The 22665-nt window shown below is 69.2% G+C and carries 15 protein-coding genes; 11 read left to right on the forward strand and 4 right to left on the reverse strand.

The genetic code is table 11. The annotated features are described in order from the left end of the window. Positions 1-59: 59 nt before the first annotated feature. Positions 60-2261 (reverse strand): GumC family protein, encoded by a 2202-nt coding sequence (locus D7V88_RS11380; RefSeq protein WP_120540651.1) that lies wholly within the window; start codon positions 2259-2261, stop codon positions 60-62. A gap of 219 nt (positions 2262-2480) precedes the next feature. On the opposite strand from D7V88_RS11380, the gene D7V88_RS11385 reads away from it, so the two are divergent. The 11 genes from D7V88_RS11385 (at position 2481) to mfd (ending at position 18169) form a co-directional block, all read left to right on the forward strand. After that, entirely contained in the window at positions 2481-3812 is a 1332-nt protein-coding gene (locus tag D7V88_RS11385) for a bifunctional glycosyltransferase/class I SAM-dependent methyltransferase (protein ID WP_120540667.1), read from the forward strand. A gap of 7 nt (positions 3813-3819) precedes the next feature. Then, a complete protein-coding gene (locus tag D7V88_RS11390; protein ID WP_120540652.1) occupies positions 3820-5511 on the forward strand; it encodes a glycosyltransferase family protein in 1692 nt (563 codons plus the stop codon). A 43-nt stretch (positions 5512-5554) separates the two neighbouring features. Further along, positions 5555-5881: a c-type cytochrome gene (locus tag D7V88_RS11395; RefSeq protein WP_120540653.1), complete on the forward strand. Its 327-nt coding sequence runs from the start codon at positions 5555-5557 to the stop codon at positions 5879-5881. 62 nt (positions 5882-5943) lie between these two features. Then, positions 5944-6258, forward strand: coding sequence for a hypothetical protein (locus D7V88_RS11400; RefSeq protein ID WP_120540654.1), 315 nt, complete (start codon positions 5944-5946; stop codon positions 6256-6258). A 208-nt stretch (positions 6259-6466) separates the two neighbouring features. Further along, complete coding sequence (locus D7V88_RS11405; protein WP_120540655.1) at positions 6467-7231, forward strand: hypothetical protein; 765 nt, start codon at positions 6467-6469, stop codon at positions 7229-7231. 48 nt (positions 7232-7279) lie between these two features. Further along, a complete protein-coding gene (locus D7V88_RS11410; RefSeq protein WP_147448690.1) occupies positions 7280-7741 on the forward strand; it encodes a hypothetical protein in 462 nt (153 codons plus the stop codon). 8 nt (positions 7742-7749) lie between these two features. Then, positions 7750-11973: a DUF4114 domain-containing protein gene (locus D7V88_RS11415; RefSeq protein ID WP_244238101.1), complete on the forward strand. Its 4224-nt coding sequence runs from the start codon at positions 7750-7752 to the stop codon at positions 11971-11973. 11 nt (positions 11974-11984) lie between these two features. Continuing rightward, positions 11985-12500: a type IV pilus modification PilV family protein gene (locus D7V88_RS11420; protein WP_120540658.1), complete on the forward strand. Its 516-nt coding sequence runs from the start codon at positions 11985-11987 to the stop codon at positions 12498-12500. Next, positions 12497-13753 carry a PilW family protein gene (locus D7V88_RS11425; protein WP_208726226.1) on the forward strand — a complete coding sequence of 419 codons (1257 nt, stop codon included), beginning with the start codon at positions 12497-12499 and terminating at the stop codon, positions 13751-13753. Before D7V88_RS11420 ends, D7V88_RS11425 begins: the two co-directional genes overlap by 4 nt. After that, positions 13750-14421, forward strand: coding sequence for a pilus assembly FimT family protein (locus D7V88_RS11430; RefSeq protein WP_120540660.1), 672 nt, complete (start codon positions 13750-13752; stop codon positions 14419-14421). Before D7V88_RS11425 ends, D7V88_RS11430 begins: the two co-directional genes overlap by 4 nt. 163 nt (positions 14422-14584) lie before the next feature. Beyond that, positions 14585-18169, forward strand: coding sequence for a transcription-repair coupling factor (mfd, locus tag D7V88_RS11435; protein ID WP_120540661.1), 3585 nt, complete (start codon positions 14585-14587; stop codon positions 18167-18169). Between the two features lie 4 nt (positions 18170-18173). Here the strand turns inward: mfd and argE are convergent, their stop codons facing one another. From argE to D7V88_RS11450, 3 genes are all read right to left on the reverse strand, one after another. Beyond that, positions 18174-19316 carry an acetylornithine deacetylase gene (gene argE / locus D7V88_RS11440; RefSeq protein ID WP_120540662.1) on the reverse strand — a complete coding sequence of 381 codons (1143 nt, stop codon included), beginning with the start codon at positions 19314-19316 and terminating at the stop codon, positions 18174-18176. Positions 19317-19382: 66 nt separating this feature from the next. Further along, positions 19383-20831 carry a hypothetical protein gene (locus D7V88_RS11445; RefSeq protein ID WP_120540663.1) on the reverse strand — a complete coding sequence of 483 codons (1449 nt, stop codon included), beginning with the start codon at positions 20829-20831 and terminating at the stop codon, positions 19383-19385. Positions 20832-21008: 177 nt separating this feature from the next. Beyond that, complete coding sequence (locus tag D7V88_RS11450; RefSeq protein ID WP_120540664.1) at positions 21009-22499, reverse strand: hypothetical protein; 1491 nt, start codon at positions 22497-22499, stop codon at positions 21009-21011. Positions 22500-22665: the final 166 nt, after the last annotated feature.

A 22665-nucleotide genomic window follows, 5' to 3' on the forward strand; every position in this document is an offset into this window, starting at 1 on the left:
GCCGCCGGAGGCCGGAGGGTAGAACTTCCCCAGGTGCAGCACCCGCAGGCCCGCGCCCGTCACGACGGTGCCACCCCGCCCTTCGCGCCCTTCGGCCCGTCCTGGATCGGGCCGTAGCCCTGGTAGCCCAGGTACGTGTCGCCGTACTGGGACTTGCGCAGATCCACGTCGTTGAGGATGGCGCCGAACATCCGCGCCTGCACATCCGCCAGCGAGCGCAGCGCGCGCTTCGCCGCGCCCCGGTCTGTCTTGCCCGCCTTGAACACCATCACCACGCCGTCCGCCTGCGTGGCCAGCACCGCCGCGTCCACCACGGCATTGAGCGGCGGGCTGTCCAGGATGACGCGGTCGAACTTCTCCGACGCCGCGCGCAGCAGGTCCTTGAAGGCGCGCGTGTGCAACAGCTCCGCCGGGTTCGGCGGCAGCGGACCGCACGGCAGCACGAAGAGGTTGGGCACCTCCGTGCTCTTCACGGCCTTGTCCAGCGAGCCCTCGCCCACCACCAGCGAACTGATGCCGAAGTCGTTGGGCACGCCGAACGCGCGGTGCAGCCGGGGCCTGCGCATGTCCGTGTCCAGGAGCAGCACGCGGTTGCCGCTCTGGGCCATGGCCACGCCCAGGTTGATGCACGTGGTGGACTTGCCTTCCTGTGGGCCGCTGGACGTCACCACCAACGTCTTGCAGGGCTCATCCGGCGACATGAACAGCAGGTTGGTGCGCACCGCGCGGCAGCACTCCGCCACCGCCGAACGCGGCGAGCGGTGCACGTACAGGTCGCGCTCCCCCTGCTCCCTTCCGCCCTCCATGCGCGGCACCACGCCCAGGAACGCCAGCCCCAGCCCCTCCTCCACGTCCGCCTGCGACGCGACGGTGTTCTCCAGGAACTCCAGCACCACCGCCGCGACCAGCCCCAGGAGCAGGCCCATCACCCAGCCCACCATCAGGTTGCGCCGCGTGTGCGGCCGCACCGGCACCAGCGACGGACGCGCCTCGTCCAGCACGCGCACGTTGCTCGTGCGCAAGAGGCCCGACAGCTCCACGTCCTTGAGGCGCTTGAGGACATCCTCGTAGCGCCGCTGGTTGTCGTCCGACTCGCGCTGGAGCTGCCCGTACTCGATGGCCTTCTTGTTCACGACGAAGGCCTCGGCCTTGGTCTCATCCAGGAGCTTGTTGAGGTTGCGCTCCTCGCCCTTCACCTCCACCAACTGCATCTCCGCCGAGCGCACCACGTTGGCCAGGCTCTTGAGCAGGTCCTCGCGCACCACCTCCAGCTTGCGGTTGCACTCCAGGAGCTTCGGGTGCTCCGGCAGGTAGCGCTCCGACAGCTCCGCGCACGCGACCTTCTGCTCGCCGTAGCGCATCTTCATGTCTTGGATGGGCCCGTCCTTGGCGCCGGGCACGGCCTCCGCCCACGTCTCGTCGGTGCCCGCGGCCTTGCGCAACTGGTGGATGGCGTCCACGCGCGCCTGCTGCGCCGCGATGCGCGTGCGCACCTCGGTGAGCTTCAGGTTGTAGGAGTTGATGCGCTCGCTGACGATGGACAGCCGCGACTCCAGCGACGTGGACAGCATGTCCGCGTCCTTCTTCAGGTCGTAGACAGCCAGCTCGCCGGCCTTCGCCTCGCGGCCCAGCTCGTCCCGGCGGACCTCCAGCCACGTGCGCGCTTCGTCCGTGACGCGCATCTTGAGGGCCTGGTTCTCCGCCATGTACGCGGCGGCCACTTCATTGGCGAGCAGCGCCGCGCGCTTGGGATCCACGTCCTCCACGCCGATGTTCATCACCCGCGAGTCCTTGCCGGGCACGACGATGATGCGCGAGCGCAACAGGCCCACCGCGTCCGCCGCCTGGAGCGCCTGCACGCGCGTCTTCTCGTCCTGGTTCGCTGGCAGGCCCAGGAAGCCCGGGTCGTTGGAGAGCCCCAGCCGATCCACCACGCGGCTGGCCACCGCGCGCGAGGTGATGACCTCGCTCTGCGTGCCGGTGTATTCCTTGTTGAACCAGTAGTTGCTGCGCTCCTCCCCCATCACCTCCTTCACCTCGCCGTCGAGGATGCGGGGCGCGGTGACGTCGATGATGAGCGACGTGCTGGCCGCGTAGATGCGCGGCTGCCGCAGCGTCCAGGCCGCCGTGAGCGCGGTGACGGCCAGCGCCACCCCGAGCATCACCCACCGCCTGCGCCACAACCCTCGCGCCCGGTGCATCACGCTCGCGGACGTCGCGCCGGGAGCACCTCCGGCCGGGTCCAACACCGTTCCTTCCACGTCGCGTCTCTCCAGAGGGGGGGCTGCCGCGGGCGGCTTCAGCGGCCCGACATCCGGACCCCGACCTGCACCCACATCGCACAGGGGTGAACAACGGAGGGAGCGTGCAACGGCCCGGGCGGGTTGTCCATCGAACCGACGCCGCCTGGATGCTCCTCGTCCATCCGCTCCGATCCACGAACGCGCGCCCTGGAAGCGCCTGTGGTAGTGAGCCGCACCATGGTTGCAGCCCTCTCCGTGGTCCTCCCCTACACGCCGGCGACCGCCTCCGCGGCAGCGCACTTCGCCCACGCCCTTTCGGGTCAGGCCCAGGTCGTGCTCGCGGGAGAAGGCCCGGTGGATGTCACGCCCGGTCCCAACGTCCACGTCCTGGCGGCACAGGGAGGCAAGGGAGCGTCCATCCGCACCGCCCTTCCCCACGTCACCGGCGACATGACGGTGATCCAGGATCCGGACGCAGCCTACTCACCGGACAGCTACGCCGCGCTGGTGCAGCCCCTGCGCGATGACACCGCCGACGGCGTCTTCGGCCGCCGCCCGGGCAACTCCGCGGAGCTGCTCGCCGAACGCGCCCTGGGCGGCATCACCCGCTTCGTCACCGACGTGGCCCTCGCGGATCCGCTCACCGGCCTGCGCGCCTTCCGCACGGACGCGCTGCGCTCCATCCAGCTCACCAGCGACGACGACGCGGTGGACGCGGAGCTCGTGGTGAAGATGGCCGCGCAGCTCTTCCGCCTCACGGAGGTGCGCCTGCCCCCGATGCAGGCCGTGCCGCGCCGCCCGGCCTCCGCGCACCTGGCCCGCCTGCGCACGCTGGTGCGCTACGCCACCGTGCGCGACGACGCGGACAACCAGCACGAGGGCTACTCCACCCTGGAGCGCATGGACGGCGCCACCCACTACAACCAGTGGCTGGGCCGCCGCTTCCGCGAACACCTGGGCCGCCGCGTGCTGGAGATTGGCGCCGGCATCGGCACCATCACCCGCGAGTTGGAGGCCGGCTGCGACCTGCTGGTCGCGCTGGAGGTGGAGCGCTTCTACGTGGACCGCCTGAAGAACCTCTTCCGCGGCAAGCCCCACGTGCGCCCCTACCTGTCCGACGTGGCGCTCGCGGACTGGGAGTCGCTGAAGGCGGAAGCGCTGGACACCATCGTGCTGTCCAATGTGCTGGAGCACATCCCGGACGACGCATCCGCGGTGCGCCGCTTCCGTCAGATTCTCCAGCCGGACGGCCGCGTGCTCATCCTCGTGCCGGCGCTGCCGCAGCTCTTCGGCGCCATCGATGAAGCAGTGGGCCACTATCGCCGCTACACGCCCGCCACCCTGCGCGCGGTGCTGGAGGAGAACGGCTTCCGCGTGGACACGCTGGAGTGGATGAACCTCGTCGGCCTGCCGGGCTGGTTCGTCAACAGCCGCCTGTTGCGCCGCCGCGCGGTGCCCAAGCTCCAGTTGAAGCTCTACGACACGCTGGCGCCCCTGTTCGCCCAGGCCGAGCAACAGGTGAAGCTGCCGGTGGGCATGAGCCTGTTCGCCGTCGGCCGCGCCGTCTGACGCCCCCTTGAGCGCCGAGCCCCACCCCAACCCACCGCCGCTCGACGAGGCCCCGCCCTCCGCCGCGCCAGCGCCCCTCCGGGCTCCGGGCCTGCCCCGCGCGGTGTGGGCCACGGTGGCGGCGCTCTACGTGTTCCTCTTCCCGTACCACCCGGGCCTGCGCTCGCCCAACGAGCTGTGCCGGCTGTGGCAGACGCGCGCACTCGTGGAGGATGGCACGCTGGAGATCAACCGGGCCCTGCGCGACTACGGTCACGTGGGCGACCTGTCGGTGATGAACGGGAAGTACTACCCGTCCAAGGCGCCGCTCTTGTCCTTCGCCGCGGTGCCCGTGTACGCGGCCCTGCGCGCCGTGGGCGGGGGCCACCGCTACGCCGTGCCGGAGGTGCCGCTGGTCTTCTTCAGCCGCCTCTTCCTCACGGTGCTGCCCACGCTGTTCCTGCTGTGGCTGGTGCGCCGCTTCCTGCGCGCCTGGCTGTCGCCTGTCGTCGCGGACGCCATCACGGTGACGTACGCGCTGGGCTCGCTGGCGTTCAGCTACTCGCTGCTCTTTATGAGCCACCAGACGACGGCGGTGCTGCTCTTCGCCGGCTTCTACGCGCTGTGGCGGCTGTCGCGCGGGGAATGGCGTGAGCGCGGCTACGTCGTGGCCGGAGCCTGTTCGGGCGCCACCGTTGCCGCCGAGTACACCGGCGCGCTGGGCGTCCTGGGCCTCATCCTCTATGCGGCCCTCACCCTGCTGGGGGCCCAAGGCGCGTGGAGCGCGCGGATCCAGAAGCTGGGCCGCGCCACGGGGCTCGCCTTCCTGGGCGCGCTGCCCTTCATCGCGGCGCTGATGCTCTACCACCAGGCCACCTTCGGGCATCCGCTGGAGACGGGCTACAAGCACCTCAACGACGCGGCCTATCAGCCGTGGCACCTGGGCGGCTTCCTGGGCATCCGCACGCCGGATCCGCGCGCCTTCTTCCTGTCGTTCTTCTCCCCGCTGCGGGGGCTGTTCACGCTGTCGCCCTTCCTGCTGCTCGCGCTGCCCGGCCTGGGCCTCCTGAAGCGCCAGGGCAGGACGTCCCCGGAAGCGCGCGCCCTCTTCTGGCTGACCGCGGTGACGCTCGCCGGCTACACGTACTTCACGTCGTCGTTCACCTATGACTCCTGGGGCTGGACGACGGGGCCGCGCCACCTCACGGGGCTCGTGCCCTTCCTGCTGCTTCCGGCGGGGCTCGTGCTGGAGCGGCTGCGCGACGCCGGGCGGCCGTGGCTGTCGGGCATCGCTGCCATGCTGTGCACGGCGTCCGTGCTGATCACCGGCCTCGCCACCTTCGTCAACTACATCCCCGACGACGTCTCCACCCCCGTGCTCGCGCTGGCGCGGCCGCTCTTCCTCGCCGGCTACCACGCGCCCAACGTGCTCGCCTTCCTGGGGCTCCCGACATGGCTCGCGGGCGTCATGCTGCTCGCGGCGCTCGGCGGCGTGGCGGCCTCCCTCTTCCTCGCCCTGGGACGCGACGCGGCCGGACGCCCCGTGGCCCCCGTGGCGTGGGCGGCGGGACTCGCGACGCTGGCGGTGCTGGTGGGGACCCAGGCCGCGTTCACGCGCAACGACACGGCGGATCAGAACGCGGTGCGCTTCCTGGAATCCGTCTGGTTGCAGCCCCCCGGCCGGCCTCCGACGCCCTTCTGGCCTCGCGCGGGGTCCTGAGCGCGCCGCTATACTGGCGCCGCCTTCGTTCGGGAGACGGTGCATGACGACGCGGCTGTGCCTGCTGGTTTCCACCCTGCTGCTGTGCGCCCCCGTGGCCCGGGCCGAGGACGCCGCGGAGCTGTGGGGCAAGAGCTGCAAGTCCTGTCATGGCCCGGACGGTCGCGCGCAGACGCGCCTGGGACAGAAGGAGGCCATCGTCGACATGAGTCAGGCCGCCTGGCAGAAGGCCGAAACGGACGCCGAGCTGCGCGCCGTCATCGCCAACGGCTCATCCCGCAACACGAAGATGAAGGCCTACAAGGACCGGCTCACCCCGGAGCAGATGGACGCACTGGTGCGATACATCCGCACCTTCAAGGCGAAGTGACGCGCGTCGTGAATAACCCCTCGCGCTCAGGCGTCCAGGGAGTGGGAGAATCGGAGACACCCATGAAGACCCTCACTGTCGCCATCGTGTTCTGCCTGTCCATGGTCAGCCTCTTCGCATCGGTGCGTGCCGACGCCAACGCCTTCCCCCGTGTGGAGGCGGGCATCTCCCAGCCGGTGGCGCTGATGCCCAAGGGCGGCGGCGACAAGGGCGGCGGCGACGACAAGAAGGGTGGCAAGGGCGGCGAGGAGGACGAGGAGGAGTACCGCCAGCAGCCCCGCGGCCTCTCCCAGAAGGCCGCCCTGGAGCTGGTGGATCCGGGCGTCCTGGACGACATGCTCCGCCTGCGTGCCGCACTGCGCGCCGGCCAGCGCTAGCCGCACCGCACCGCCCGAAAAAGGGCGGTGGCACCGCAAGGATTGGCGGGCTCGCAAACTTTGCGCAGCCGCCTGACGTCAAACGGCACCCCCCAGCCTGCGCACACCCCCTCATTCCAGCGGGTTGAGTGCCAGGCTCCACGGCACGAGAATTGCTGAACGTTGGACCCACGCTGCGCCTCCCCCAGGGCGCGCGAAGGAGTCCCTGATGGTTCAGCGCACCCGCACCCACTCCCGTCAGCCGCGAGGCTTCACGCTCCTGCTCGCGCTGGGCGTGGTCGCCGTCGTGACGATGGCGGTGATGCTCAGCTTCAGCGTGGTGGGCCGCGAGGCCGACACGCAGTCGGACACCCGCCGCAAGAAGGAGGCGTTCTACGCCGCCGAGGCGGGCATGGCCGAAGGCCGCGAGAAGGTCCGCCTGTTGATGACCAACCTGGGGCCCGCGACGCTGGATTTGACCCTCGCCCTGGGAGCCCCCGTCAACGAGCCGGGCCTCGGCAACCCCGCCACCGACCCCTGGTTCGAGGTCCTCCCGGGGCCGGGTGGAGCGGGGACCTGGAACTACTACGGCCTGGACACCCTCACGGCGCAGCCGGGAGACCTCCAGAGCGGTCCTGACTCCCTGCCCCTGCCCGATGAGGACTACGCGGACTACCCCGTCCAGAACCGGGTGCGCTACCGCGTGTTCCTGCGCAACGACAGGGAGCTCACCGGCGGCATCGGCGCGGGCCCCACCGTCGACTACAACCGCCAGGTCTGGCTCATCGCCGTGGGCGAGGTGGAGGGCATCGAGAACAGCCGCCCCACCCGGTCCGTGGTGCAGGCGCTCGTCTCCCAGCAGACCAAGGAATCGAAGTACAGCCCTGGCAGCACCGAGCAGGGCGGCGGCGACGGCCTCTACAATTACGGGGCCGAGACCGGATCTTCCAGTGGCGGGGAGATCGTCATCTCCAACGACGCGCAGACCATCTAGGCCGCCACTTCCTCAGGCCCACCTTCCTTCTTCTTCCCCGAGCCCTTCATGAAACGCTTGACCCTGCTGCTCCTCCTGCTGGCGCCAGGTCTCGCCAGCGCGCAGGCGGGAGGCCAGACCGCCTTCAGGAAAGCCTGCGCGCGCTGCCACATCGCTCGCGTCGACGCGCCCGAAACCAAGGCCAGGCCGCGCAGCAATCTCGTGGGCCGCTATGCCGGCGCGGGGCCCAACCTGGGTGAGCTGTTGCCCAAGCGCAACCTGTCGCAGGTGCGCACCTGGATCGACGCCCCCTACAAGGTCAAGCCCGGAACGGGTTGCGACACGCGGCTGCTCGCGGAAGCGGACAAGGACCGGGTGATCAGCTTCCTCGTCAGCCGCACCCAGCCGCCCACGAAGCGGCGTGACGTGGCGGCGCGGCAGGAGCTGGAGAAGGGCATCGCGGAGCGGCGCGAGCAGCAGGCCCGCCGCAAGCAGGATCCGAAGAACCCACCGAAGCAGGGGAGCAAGTGATGCGCGGGATGATTCGCACCTTCGGAACCCTCGGCCTGTTGGCGTCCCTGAGCGCGTCGGCGCAGCAGGACCTCTGCCGCAACGAGCTGGACGCGAACAAGCAGCCGGAGTTCAGCGCCGCGTCGCTGGAACTCACCAACCCCACGATGCAGTTGACCGACGATGCGCCCCAGCGCCTGCAACTGAACACCGCGCTGGAACCGCTCAACGTGGAGAACATCAAGCTCCCGTTCGACCAGCGGGTGACCATCAGCTACGTGTACGAGTCCGCCGGCGCCTCGCACGCGCTCGGCTACATGTACATGGATAAGGTGCGTGCGAAGGGCTACGTCGACAACGCCGGGAAGCTGGTCGACACGAACGGCAACGGCATCTACGACCTGCACGAGGACATCTACAACGTGGCCCCGACGACCGGGCCCCAGGCGCGTCCCTACATCGGCAAGGCAGGCACCCGTCGCTGCACCAACCGGAGCTTCACGACCTCGACGGTCCTCGGCTCCCCGGTGGCCCTCACCGAGCCTGACCTGGCGTTGGCGGATTGCGCAACCACCACCTTCGCGCCCCTGCAGAACCTCACGGACGCGCGTCCCGGATACCACCAGAACACCATCAAGGCGGACGTCGTCGGCCGCAACCCCGCCGGCAATGTCAGCGACAATGCGGCGACCACCACCTTCTCCGACCGCGGGCTCTTCCCCCACATCCCCAACTTGCTGGAGCCGGAGGATGAGGCCAATGGCAACAACGGACTGGGGCAGATGGTGTTCCTGCTCGCGGATGACGACTCCGGCTACGACGTCTGGCGCAACCTCGCCTCGCCCATCAAGGACAGTGGAGAGTTCGGCGAAGGCATTCCGGACTACGACGTCTCCAAGTACGACTACCGCGGCATCGAGCGCCAGACCAACAAGGATCCGGGCGTCACCGAGTATGACCGCACGGTGGACCTGGGGGAGATCAAGGGCGGTCGGGAGATCGTCTTCTTCATCGTCGTCTTCTACGAACAGGGTCACAACATCGACGCGGGCAATGCGTACGCCTGCCTGCGCCAGGACAACAACGGCAAGTGCCTGCTGCACCTGAAGACCCCCATCTCCGTCTTCTTCTCCAAGGCGGAATGGAACATGGATCAAAACCTCCAGGGCGGCTCCGTCGTGGCGGAGCGCAACATCGGCTGCAATTACGAGCCTGGGTGCAACCGTGACAACCCGAGTGCGACGAGCAGCCTCAGCTGCCCGGTGGAAAACTCCTCGGAGAGGCTGTGCGGCTGGCTGGACGGCCCGAAGACAGAGGAAGGCACGACGCTGTGGCGCCTGAAGACGCCCTTCTTCGGCAACCTCGACATGCCCATGGAGAAGGTGTCCATCCCGCGTCCCACCGGCGTCCGCAATCCGATGCCGCACGTCATCGTGGGCGCGCCCACCACGGACCCCTTCCGGTGGATCCTCGGCTTCGAGGACTTGAGCGGCGGTGGCGACCGCGACTTCAACGACGTGGTGTTCGTCATCAACAAGGAGAACGGCGGCTTCACGCGCTCCTCCACCGTCTCCGGGGACATCTCCCCCACCGTGGCCGAGGATTTCACCATCACCAAGGTGCGCTTCCGCCGCCAGGACGACATGGCTCCCGCGCCGCGCACCTGCCCTCCCGGCGGACCGCCCTGCTGGACCGAGGAGTTCCCCGGGGCCTGCACGCCTCCCGGCGGGCCGGATGCCTCCATCGACTACTTCATCGCGGTGGACTGCCGCGAGTGCTCCGGCGGCGTCTGCACGCGCAAGGAATACCCCACGTGGATCCCCGTGGAGTTCCCCGACGAGACGCCCCCTGCCCAGGAAGTGGAGTTGGACCTGCTGGCCCTGGGCTTCACGGGCTCCCAGCTTTGCTGGAAGGTGGAGGTCAGCAGCCCCAACGAGCGTTGCCGTCCCATCATCGACAAGGTGGACGTGGGCTACCAGGCCGTGCGCTCCGGCGCCTTCTCGCGCGCGTCGCCCTCCACGCTGGGCAACGCCATCGTCTGGGGCGTGAACGAGACGCCGGGCATCGCCTGGGGTGACAACTTCCCCGGGGCGGGCCTGCCGGCGCCTTCCACGCGCCTCTACGACGGACGCAAGGACTACGAGGTCCGCGGCCGGCTCTACTTCAAGTCGCTGTACCCGCCGGAAAACCCCGCCAGCCTCGCCTCGGAGCAGCGCTGGGAGGCCGGTCGCGTGATGGCCGAGTCGTTCCGCAACGGGACCAAGTCACCCGACGCGCGCAAGCTCTACACGACGAACGCCACCACCAGCGCCCGCGTCGACGTGAGCAGCCTCGACAACAAGGATAAGTCCAACATCCTCTTTCCGGACGAGCTCTGCGACGAGGTCAACGACGGTGTGTCCATCTGGGACCTCAACCGCGACGGCACGTGCGACACGCGGTCCATGACGGGCTCCCGGAAGAACGACACCGACACGAACGACCGGAAGTACCTGGTGAACTGGCTCTACGGCTGGGAGGACAAGTACGCCCCGGGCGCCTCCGACGTGAAGCGCCCCTGGGCCATGGGTGGCATCAACCTGTCCACCGTGGCCCTGGCCATCCCTCCGTACAAGGACTCCTGGTACGACAACGCCAAGCCCATCGAGCAGGCGAAGTACCTGGAGAACTTCATCACCCCCCTGGCCCAGCGCCGCACCGTGGCCTACGTGGGAACGATGACGGGCATGCTGCACGCCGTCGACAGCGGTGCGTTCCTCAACAGCACCCTGGACAACTGCGGGACCCCCGAACAGTACCGGGGCTACTTCAAGCCCATCAGTTGCAATGCCGGTGTGCCGCGCGACTACGGTTCGGGCAACGAGCTCTTCTCCTACATGCCGTACACCCTGCTTTCGCGCTACCGCCACCAGTACGCGCGGTTCGCGGATTCCATCACGCAGCCCCGGCCCAGCATGGATGCCTCGCCCACCATCGCCAACGTGGACCTGGGCGGATTGTCTGGCTCCCAGCCGGCGTGGACCCCGTCAATGGCGGACAAGGACAAGGGCGCCAAGACCGTCCTCGTCTCCGCCTCGGGCAAGACCAGCCCGGTCGTCTTCTCGCTGGACATCACGGATCCGACCAACACCACAAAGTACCCGAATCCCATGTGGGAGTTCTCCATGATGGAGACCCCCATGAACGACCACTTCGCCAACCTGCTGATCAACCCGCTGGGCAAGCGTCCGGACTCCTCCAGCTCGCGCTTCGCGCCGTCGGTCGGCCGGATCCGCTGGGGCTCGGATGCCAGCAAGACCGAGTGGGCCGCCATCGTCGGCACCGACTTCGTCCCCGCGTCGGGCCGCGCCGGAGCCCTGTACATCCTCGACATGAAGACGGGTCAGCCGCTCAACTACCTCAACCCAGGCCTCGGGAAGTACGCGGGCGTCATCACCCTGGAGAACAACGTGGGCATCGCGGCGGGTCCCGCGATGCTCGACCTGGACCAGGACGGCACCTACGACGTCGTCTACGTGGCGACCACCTCCGGCCACGTCTACCGCGTCAACCTGGATGACGTGAGCACGGCCCGCGCGCCGGGGGCGAAGGTGAAGACGTGCCGCGTCGCCGACGCTCCGGTGACGCTGAGCCTGCCCAAGTACAACACCTTCAACCAGGACCAGAGCTACCAGCAGATCCACTCCAACATGGCGATGAGCCTGGTCTCCAAGACCGACGGTCCGGCGGTGCGCTTCTTCTTCGGCACCAGCGACAACCCGGACCTCTACTCGGATGGCCCCGCCAACAAGGACACCGGCTACCGCTACTACCTCATGGCCTATGAGGACGCGGATCCCTGGGGCAAGAATGGCTGCGGCGTGCTGGAGCCCATGTGGGCCAACGCGCTGGACGTCGGCCAGACCGTCTGGGGCGGCGTGGCGCTCAGCTCCAACCAGGTCTTCGCCACCACGGCGGTGGGCAAGTCCGCGGACGTCTGCGGCCTGAGCCAGACGCAGAACGGCAAGTACTACTCCGCCACGCAGTTGGGCGACGGTATCAATGCTCCCACCATGGCGTCGCAGGAGTTCACCGGCCACGCCGTCTCCGCGCCGGTCATCCACGACGGACACATGATCTTCGTCGACGCCAATGGCAATGCGAAGGACGCGACCGGCGGAGCCTTCAACAACGGGGGTGAAGGCACGGGCGAGATGCGCTCCCGCACCCTGCTGTGGGAGCCGCTGCCGGACGGGCGGTTGCCGAAGCCATGAGCCACACGCGAATGACATCGGGCTCGAGGGGTGTGACCTTGCTGGAGGTCATGGCCACCATGGCCGTCATGCTGCTGGGGACCGCGGCGGCGATGACCGTCGTGTCCCAGACCAGCTTCTCCAACCGGAGGACGCTGACGGCCAACCAGGCGGGGATGCTGGCGGAGCAGACGCTGGAGTCCCTGCGCGCCCAGGGGTGCTCGCAGGAGCCCCCCTGCGGCAACATGCAGGTCTGGGACAACCAGCGCATCATCTACTACCAGACGGCCGGAGGGGAACCGACGCGGACGGCCCCTGCTGCCGGCACCATCATGCGCCAGTACGAAGTGGCCATCGACGTGGACGGGCTGCCCATCGTGGGCTCCATCGAAGGCGGAGCCCCCAGCCTGGGCGAACCGCTCGTCACGCGTGAGCTGATCCCCGGGCAGCCAGGCAACGTCATCAACGTCCGGGTGTCCGTCAGTTGGGTGGAGCCGAACCGGACCGGCCGGCAGGTGGTCGTCCTCCAGACGCGGATGTCGCCATGAAGAGACCAGGCTTGCGAAACGCGGGGTTCACCCTGCTGGAAGTGATGATCGCCGCGGCGCTGGGCGTCATCGTGCTGGGCATCGGCCTCGCGGTGGGCGCGCAGTTGCAGCGGCGCGCCCTCTTCGAGGAACAGACGATGATGGCGCAGACCACCGGCCGGGCGGTGCAGGACAACCTGACCGCCACGCTCTGGCGCGCTGGAACCGGCATGGGCAACACGCCCATCAGCTTCATCGACGACGACATCCGCTACGCGCTGCAGGTCTTCTCCGATCCAGGGTCGGAGCTCTTCTTCAACAACGACGGCAGCTACACGCCCCCGCCCGCGGGCAAGGAATCCGATGGCTTGAGGGTCTACTGGGGCACTTCGAGCAGCAGCACCTTCCTGGTGAACTGCGCAGGCAACACGGGCCCCGGCAGGGTGACTCCCACCGGAGCGTCGACTGAAACGAACTACTGCCTGCCGGAGCAGGCCGAGGAGTTCCTGAAGCCCGTCCCGCCCCTGACCAACACGTCCGCGGTGTTCGTGAACGCCATCCAGTACAACGAGAAGACGCCGACGGTGCCCACGCAGGCCCCGGTGGCCTGCGCCGTGCGGGTGACGAACGTGGACAGCGGGGGAAGGCGCCTCGTCGCCGACATGGGCGCGTCGGGGACGGGCCTGCTGACAGGTCTTTGCAACGAACGCGCGCACGACCTCTGGACCCGGACGGGCTGGCTGGCCATGAAGCTGGAAGGCATGGCCTACCGGGTGAACTGGAAGGGAGGCTTCCCGACCCTGGAAGGCCTTCCCCACGGTGCCACCACCTGGCAGGTGATCAGCCGCGACGTGGAGCAGCTCAGGGTGCGCCAGGCGGTCGTCAACCTCCTGGCTCCCAACGACCCGTACAGGTGGTTTCCCGAGGAGACGCCCACCGTGCGTCCCGCGCTCGACCAATGCACGGTCGTCCAGGGTTCTGCCGGCGGCGTCTGCGGAGCGGAGACCTTCACGCCGGAGTACATTCCCGCCACCGTGACCGAAGAGGTGGTGCGTGACCGGCTGCGCTCGCGGGTGCGCGCGTTGGAAGTCACCCTGGTCGTCCGCACGCGCCGCCTGGACCGGGACGCGGTGGACGTGGGTGCGGTGGATGAAGACGGTCACGATCGGGATGGCTACAAGCGCCGGTCCATCACCTTCCAGATCGCGCCGCGCAACTTCGGCATGGCCGGCCTGCAGCCGGTACCGCCCCCCCCCACAGGGTCAGGAACATGAAGAACACCCGAGGCATGACGCTGCTGGAGTTGATGGTGGTGGTGGCCGTGCTGGGCATCATGGTGTCGTTGGCCGTGGTGAACATGCAGGGCAGGATCATCGGCCAGCGCGAGGGCACCGCGACCCGGGAGCTGTGGTCCTCCGTGCTGCGTGCGCGGCAGCTCGCCATCGCCACCAATCAGCCCGTGCGCTTCGTCGTGGACGCGGACGTCGTCCAGTCCAATGGGCTGCGCTACACCGTGGCCCGCTGGGAGCGCCTGCGGTGCGCGGATGCGTGGAGCGACGTCGACTGTCCTCCGGCGGCCTGCGACAACAAGACCTGCCGCCAGGATGCCAACTGCTGCACCGACGTGGGCGAGGACATCGTCATCCCGGCCTCCATGGACGCGCAGGCCATCCACGGCCTGTGCTTCCAGCCTGGCTCCGCGAAGCCGGTGGTGAACCACCTGGACTGCATGCGCGACCTCGTGAACGACGCCGCGGCCATGAGCGCGGCGACGCCGAACGACAAGTCCATCCGCTTCACGTACACGACGGACCGCGCCGACAGCCTGCTGGTCATCGAACCGCTGACGGGCATCGCGGACCTGCTGGAGTGCGACTCCAACGCGGCGGACGCCAACCGTCCGGGCCATGACCCGCGCTCCGTGGCGGCCTGCACGCCCTGAGGCTGTCGCTCCCCGTCCGGGCCCTTCGCGGGTCCCGGGCGGGAGCCTCCCCGGTCAGCGGCCGTCCTGTTTCACGGCCACATGACAGGTGTTCAGCATCCAGCGTTGATTTGGGGCAGGTAGCACCCTAATTAGCCACGAGGGCCCCTCCCCGGGCCCACGCATGGACACCTCCCCTCCTCCCAAGTCCGATGGCTCCCCGTGGCCCGGTGGCGCCCCTCCTGCGTCCGGTGACGCCTTCGCCCGGCTGCTGGCCTCCCTCCACGTCGGGCGCCGCACGCGCACGCAGGGGGTGAAGGGCGCGGCGCGCGGGCACCTGCTCGCCCGGCTGCACCGCTCACTTCAGGCCCCGCTGGTGTGCGTGGCCGTGGATGAAGAGGCGGCGGACGCGCTCGCCCACGACCTGGCCTTCTTCCTGGGCGGCACCGGCAGCCTGCTGGCGCCGCGCGTGCTGCGGCTGCCCGCGGATGAAGTGCTGCCCTACGACGAGCTGTCCCCGGAAGCGGGCCCCATCACGGAGCGGTTGGGCGCGCTGTTCCACCTGGCGCGCGGCACGCCGTTCCCCGCGCTGGTGCTGTCCCTGCGCGCGCTGCACCGCCGCGTGCTGCCGCTGGCCGTGATGGGCCAGTTGGCCCAGCGCGTGGAGGTGGGCCAGGACTTCGACCGCGACACGCTGGCGCGGAAGCTGTCGCTGATGGGCTACCAGAACAGCCCGCTGGTGGAGGACAAGGGCACCTTCAGCGTGCGCGGCGGCCTGCTGGACGTGTTCAGCCCGCTGTACGAACGGCCGGTGCGCCTGGAGTTCTTCGGGGACACCATCGAGTCCATCCGCGTCTTCGACCCGGAGTCACAGCGCACGGTGGACGCGCTCAAGACCGTGGACCTGGTGCCCGCGCGCGAGCTGCTCCTCACCGACGACACGCGCCCACGCGCCGAGGCCGCCGCCCGCGCCGTCGCCGACCGCATCAACATGCCCACCATCAAGCTGCGCGAGCGGCTGGAAGCCCTGCGCGAGGGCCTCCCCGGCTTCGGCATGGAGGGCCTCTTGCCCGGCTTCTTCGAGGGCGGGCTCGTCACGGTGTTCGACTACCTGCGTGCTTGGGCCCCGGAGTCCGTCGTCTACCTGGACGACCCGGTGGGCCTGGACCGCGCCGTGGACGAGCTGTGGGACGAACTGGCGCGCGGCGTGGCGGAGGCCGACGCCCGGCAGGACCTGACCTATCCGCCGGAGCACCACTTCCTGTCGCGCGAGGACGTGGCCGCGAAGCTCCAGGCCCTGCGCGTGGTGGAGGGCGGCGGGCTGTCGCTCACGCAGACGGAGGTCCCCGTCGCCTTCACCTTCGGCACGACGCAGGACCTGCGCGAGGCCATCCTCGCGCACCACGGCGAGGAGGGCGCGCTCACCCCGCTGGTGGAGCGGCTGCAACGCTGGCGCGACACCGGCATGGCGTGCGCGGTGGCGTGCGGGACGCTGAGCCAGGCGGACCGGCTCAAGCGGCTCTTGTTGGACCGGTCGGTGATGGTGAAGGTGCACACCGAACCGATGGCGGACCCCGCGAAGCTCTACGAGCCGGCGGTGTGGGCGCACCTGTTCACCGGCGAGGTGAGCCACGGCTTCGTGGACACCGAGGGCCGGCTGGCGGTGCTCGCGGATGAAGAGATTTTCGGCGTCCGTTCGCGCCGCCGCGTGAAGCGCAGCAAGAAGCTGGATGCGTTCGCCGCGGGCTTCAAGGACCTGAAGGAAGGCGACCTCATCGTCCACACCGACTTCGGCATCGGCCGCTACGCGGGCCTGACGAAGATGGAGGTGCAGGGCGTTCCGGGGGACTTCCTCGTCCTGGAGTACGCGGGGCGCGACAAAATCTACCTGCCGGTGGGCCGCATGCGGCTCATCCAGAAGTTCACGGGTGGGGACCCGGAGACGGTCCAGCTCGACAAGCTGGGCACGACGAGCTGGGAGAAGACGAAGAAGCGCGTCAAGGAGCAGTTGCTCAAGATGGCGGCGGAGCTGTTGCAGATGGCCGCCGCGCGCAAGGCGCACCCCGGCTACGCGTTCCAGCCCCCGGACCGCTACTACGCCCAGTTCGAAGCGGACTTCGAATTCGAGGAGACGCCCGACCAGGCGAAGGCCATCGAGGACGTGCTCGCGGACATGCAGAAGGCGCAGCCCATGGACCGGCTCGTCTGCGGCGACGTGGGCTACGGCAAGACGGAGGTGGCGATGCGCGCCGCCTTCAAGGCCACGTTGGATCGCAAGCAGGTGGCGGTGCTGGTGCCCACCACGGTGCTGGCGCAGCAGCACTTCCACTCGTTCAAGAAGCGCTTCAAGGACTACCCCGTCACGGTGGAAGTCATCTCCGGCATCCGCAAGCCGCCGGAGGTGCGCGACATCCTCAAGCGCGCCAAGGAGGGGCGGGTCGACATCGTCATCGGCACGCACAAGCTGCTGGCGGGCGAAGTGGCCTTCAAGGACCTGGGCCTGCTCGTCGTGGACGAGGAGCAGCGCTTCGGCGTGAAGCAGAAGGAGGCCCTCAAGCGGCTGCGCACGCAGGTGGACGTGCTGACCCTGACGGCCACGCCGATTCCCCGCACGCTGCACATGAGCATGTCCGGCGTGCGTGACATGAGCATCATCGCGACGCCGCCGCAGGACCGGCGGGCCATCCGCACCTTCGTGATGAAGTACGACGAAGGTCTCATCAAGGAGGCCGTGGAGCGCGAAATCGCCCGCGGCGGCCAGGTCTTCTTCGTGCACAACCGCGTGGAGTCGCTGGCCTCCATGGAGCGCGACCTGCGCAAGCTGATGCCGCACGTCACCATCGGCGTGGCGCACGGGCAGATGGCCGAAGGGCAGTTGGAGAAGGTGATGCTGGCCTTCACCGAGCACAAGTACCAGGTGCTGCTGTGCACCAGCATCATCGAGAGCGGCATCGACATCTCCAGCGCCAACACGATGATCGTCGACCGCGCGGATCAGTTCGGCCTCGCGCAGCTCTACCAGCTCCGGGGCCGCGTGGGCCGCAGCAAGGAGCGCGCGTACGCGTACCTGCTGGTGCCCACCCGCCGTCCGGTGACGAAGGACGCGCAGCGCCGGCTGGAGGTGCTCCAGAACTTCACCGAGCTGGGCGCCGGCTTCTCCATCGCCAGCCACGACCTGGAGATCCGCGGCGCCGGCAACCTGCTGGGCGAGAAGCAGTCCGGCGCCATCGCCGAAATCGGCTTCGACCTGTACGCGCAGTTGATGGAGGAGGCGGTCGCGGAGCTCCAGGGCCAGCCGCCCAAGGTGCACGTGGAGCCGGACATCAACCTGCCCATGCCGGCGCTCATCCCCGACGACTACGTGGCGGACGTGCACCAGCGGCTGGTGTTCTACAAACGCTTCAGCCAGGCCGGCCACCCGGACGAAGTCACGGACCTGCGCGCGGAGCTGGTGGACCGCTACGGCGAGGCCCCTGACGAAGTGGACGCCCTCTCCGAGGTGACGCTCCTGAAGATCGACATGCGCGAGCTGCGGCTGCGCGCGCTGGAGGGCGGCCCCAACCGCCTGTCGATGGCGCTGGGCGCGGACGCGCTGCTGGACGGCGCGAAGGTGGCCGCCCTGGTGCAGCGCTCCAAGGGCTACTACCGGCTCACCCCGGACATGAAGCTCATCGCCCGGCTGCCCCCGGAGGCGAAGGGGCACGCGATGCTGGCCGAGGCGCACAAGATGCTGCGCGACCTGGGCACCTGCGCGCTGCCCCGACACTGACGCTTCAGCGGCCGGCGCAGAAGCGGGCCACCGCTCGCGTCAGGGCGTCCTCGCAGCGCACCAGGTCTTCCATGGGGACGAACTCCCCCGTCTGGTGCGCGACGCGGATGTCGCCGGGGCCGAACACCACGGCCTCCGCGCCCAGCTCCGTGAGCTGCGGGGCTTCCGTGCCGAAGGACACCGTTTCGGACGCGTTGCCGCTGACCTCCTCCAGGAAGCGCACCACGTCCGCGTCGCCTCGGGTGTGGACGCCCCGGTCCATGCGCAGCACCTTGATGCGCGCTTCGTAGGCGGGCTCGTCGCGCGTGAGCTCCTGGCGGATGTGCTCCAAGAGCTCCGGCACGCGCTCGGTGGACTGGCCGGGGATGGGGCGCCACTCCACGGTGAAGCGGCAGGAGCCGGGCAGGACGTTCTTCGCCTTGCCACCCTGGATGAGACCCACGTTCACCGTGGTGAAGGGGGGCTGGAAGCCCTCGTCGCGGTCCTCGCGCAGCACGGTGTTCGCCAGCATCTCCAGCCGTTGCAGGAAGCGGCCGGCGCGGAAGATGGCGGACGCGCCCAGCTCCGGGTACGCGCTGTGGCCTTCCTTGCCCAGCACCTCCACCTCCGCCAGGCAGTAGCCCTTGTTGGCGCGCACCGGGATGAGGCGCGTGGGCTCGCCGACGATGGCGTGTCGCGCGCGGCCCAGGCCCGCCGCCACCAGCTTCTTCGCCCCCACGAGGCCGACCTCTTCATCGGCGGTGAGGATGACGAGCAGCGGGGAGCTCAGCGCGGGCAGGTCCTTGCGCGTGGCCGCGTGCAGCGCGCACGCGATGAAGCCCTTCGTGTCGCAGGCGCCGCGGGCGTACAGCTTGCCGTCGCGTTCGGTGAGGCGCAGCGCGTCCGTCCAGGCCGTGTCGTAGGGCACGCAGTCGGAGTGGCCCACCAGCGCCAGCGCCGCGCGGTCCGCGTCCCCCTTTCGCGCGACCAGGTTCACCTTCGCCACGCCCGCGTCGTCGGTGTAGTGCTGGCGCTCGGCGGTGAAGCCCGCGGCCTCCAGCCGCGTCTGGGCGTAGTCGATGAGGGGCGCGTTGGGGCGCGAGGACGTGGTGTCCAGCGCCACCAGTTCCGCCAGGGTGGCCCGCAGCGCGGGCAGCGTGTCGCTCATGGGATGGCCTCCAGTCAGGCCACCTGCATGCCACCGCCCGCGCCGCGATGCCAGCCTGCCCGCGCTTCAGCGTCGCGAGGAAGCCATCGCGTCCGCGTCCACCGCCGCCGGGAACACGGAGTTGTCATTCGCGCCCGGGCGACCCAGCCCCCTGGCGATGGCCGGCTCCGATGCGCTCACCGGCCCCACGTAGAACACCCCGTGGTAGCCCTCCTCGTTGGGCGAGTCCCAGACGTGCACGAAGAAGCGGTCCCCGTTGTCCTTCCCCTTCGTCTCCTTCACGCCGCAGTCCAGCTTGCCCACCCGGGGATCCGCCGAGCAGATCCACGCCGACCCGCTGTTGTACGCCATGTCCAGGGCCGTGACGTCCTTGAGCTGCGCCTTCAAGAGCCGCCCCATCGGCTGGTACTTCTTGTCCCACGGCAGGCCCTGCGCGGTGCGCGGGTGGATGTTGCCGCTGGCCACCAGGTGGAAGCGCCCAGGCCCCGCCTTCACATGCGAGAGCACCGTCTGCGTGAGCGCATCCTCGCGCTTCTGGCCCGACAGCTTCGGGTGGTCGTAGACGAAGGCCTCCACGTCCAGGCCCCGCGCGCGCAACTGCCGCAACTGCTCCAACATGTTCGCCACCGCCTCACTGCCGCGCCCGTCCGGGTACGGGCTGCGCCAGAACGGGGCCTCCATCAGCTTGAGCCAGTCCTCCTCCGAGCCCGCGCTCTTCACGAAGGTGGTGACGCGCTCCTCGTTCTCCACCGGCAACTCCAAGCCCACCGACACGGGCGTCCCCGACGTGACGAGCTGGCAGACCGCCTGCGCGATGAAGCGCGGCACCTCCTGCGTGCCGTGCAGTTCGCCCAGCAGCATCACCCCACCCGCCTTCGCCCGGCGCTTCAGGCCGATGATCTCCTGGCCGCACTCGGTGAACACGGGCGCGCCCTTGGCTTCGGACGCCTTCGCCACCTTCTGGGCCGCGGTGACCTCCTGCTGCTTCGCGAGGTGGGGCGCGATGCCACGGAACACGCGCCACTCCATGTGCAGGTCCCGGTGGCCCTGGGCGGAGTCCACGTAGAAGGCGTTCTCCCCCTGCGGGAACGCGAGCCGGGCCTCGAGGTCCTCCGGGCTGAGCCCCGCTTCCCCTCCCCGGTCCAGGGTCTGGCCCCAGGCGAGATCCCGACCGGGTGCCATGAGCGTCTTGTTCACGGACTTGGTGACGCGGATGACCCACAACTTGCTCTTCGTGGGCGTCTCCTGCTTGCCGATGACGAGGTAGCGGTGCCAGTAGCCCGAAATCCGCGAGCCGCCGAACTCCTGCTTCCAGTCCGTCTCCAGCACCCGGCTGCCCTTGTCCTCGCGGTACGGCAGGTTCGCGTCCGTGAAGTACTCGCGCACAGACGGCCACATCTCACTCAGCGGCACGTCGTAGACGGCCTCGTAGTCCGGGGTCTCCAGGTCCTGCCGCCCGGCGCACCCCGCCGCGAGGACCAGCGCCACCCACCCCATGAGCCAAGTCGAACGCATTTCGCAACTCCTCACCTGCGGCGATTCCAGGATGAAGAGAGAACGCGAACCGGCGCGAAACGTATCGACGGCGTTCCTGGTGGTCCTCCCCCGAGCAATGCGGAGGGGCCGTGCGCACCACCGCATCCGGTGACACACACGGCCCCTGGGTTCCACGGGTGGAGGGAGGCGCTGGCGCTACAGGCCGAGCGTCGACCCCGTCGGTTCCTGCGCGGGCGCGGCGTCCGAAGGCCGCCCCAGGCCCTTTTCGATGGCCGGCTCCGACGCGCTCACCGGCCCCACGTAGAACACCCCGTGGTAGCCCTCCTTGTTGGGCGAGTCCCAGACATGCACGAAGAAGCGGTCCCCGTTGTCCTTCCCCTTCGTCTGCTTCACGCCGCAGTCCAGCTTGCGCCCCTGCGTATCCGCCGCGCAGATCCACGCCGACCCGCTGTCGTACGCCATGTCCAGGGCCGTGACGTCCTTGAGTTGCGCCTTCAAGAGCCGTCCCATCGGCTGGTACTTCTTGTCCCACGGCAGGCCCTGCGCCGTGCGCGGGTGGATGTTGCCGCTCACCACCAGGTGGAAGCGCGATGGCCCGGCCTTCACGTGGCCCAACACCGTCGCGGCCAGCGCATCCTCGCGCTTCTGGCCCGACAGCTTCGGGTGGTCGTAGACAAAGGCCTCCACGTCCATCCCGCGCGCACGCAACTGCCGCAACTGCTCCAGCATGTTCGCCACCGCCTCACTGCCGCGGCCATCCGGATAGGGGCTGCGCCAGAACGGGGCCTCCATCAGCTTGAGCCAGTCCTCCTCCGAGCCCGCGCTCTTCACGAAGGTGGTGACGCGCTCCTCGTTCTCCACCGGCAGCTCCAGCCCCACCGACACGGGCGTCCCCGACGTGACGAGCTGGCAGACCGCCTGCGCGATGAAGCGCGGCACCTCCTGCGTGCCGTGCAGCTCCCCCAGCAGCAGCACCCCACCCGTCTTCGCCCGGCGCTTCAGGCCGATGATCTCCTGGCCGCACTCGGTGAACTCCGGGGCCACCTGCTTCGCATCGGGGGCGCGGGCCACCTTCTGGGCCACGGCGATCGGCGCCTTCCTGGCCAGGTGGGGCGCGATGCTGCGGAACACGCGCCACTCCATGTGCAGGTCCCGGTTGCCCTGGCCGGACTCCACGTAGAAGCCATTCTCCCCCTGCGGGAAGTTGAAGCGGTCCTCGTCATCCTCTCCGCTGATGGTCAGCGCCCCGCTCGACACGAAGGATTCATCTCCGGGGGCACCCGAGTTCCGGGAACCGGGAGCGCTTCCCAGGCTCCGGGCCACTCCCCACTCCAGCTCCTTGCCAGGCCTGGAGAGCGCCTTGTTCATGGACTTGGTGATGCGGATGATCCACAGCTTGCTCTTCGTGGGCGTCTCCCGCTTGCCCAGGACGAGGTAGCGGTGCCAGAAGCCCGAAATCTTCGAGCCGCCGAACTCCTGCTTCCACTCCGTCTCCAGCACGCCGCTGCCCTTGTCCTCGCGGAACGGCAGGTTCGCGTTCGTGAAGTACTCGCGCACCGAAGGCCACATCTCCTCCAGCGGCACGTCGTAGATGGCCTCGTAGTCCGGAGTCTCCAGGTCCTGCCGCCCGGCACAGCCCACAACCCATGACAGCAGCACCAGCGACAGCACGATTCCTGAACGCATCCGCGACCCCCGGCTGAAACCGCTTCCGGGGCCGTTCAACGCGCCGGCGCCGGGCCCATATCGCTCCCAACCAACCTCACGGGTACAGCCGCATGGCGAGCTGCTGGAACGCCTTCGCGCTCTCGTCCGCCAGGGCGTGTCGGCCGTCCCGCACCACCCACCGGCC

This window comes from Corallococcus terminator, assembly GCF_003611635.1.
GTDB lineage: Bacteria > Myxococcota > Myxococcia > Myxococcales > Myxococcaceae > Corallococcus > Corallococcus terminator.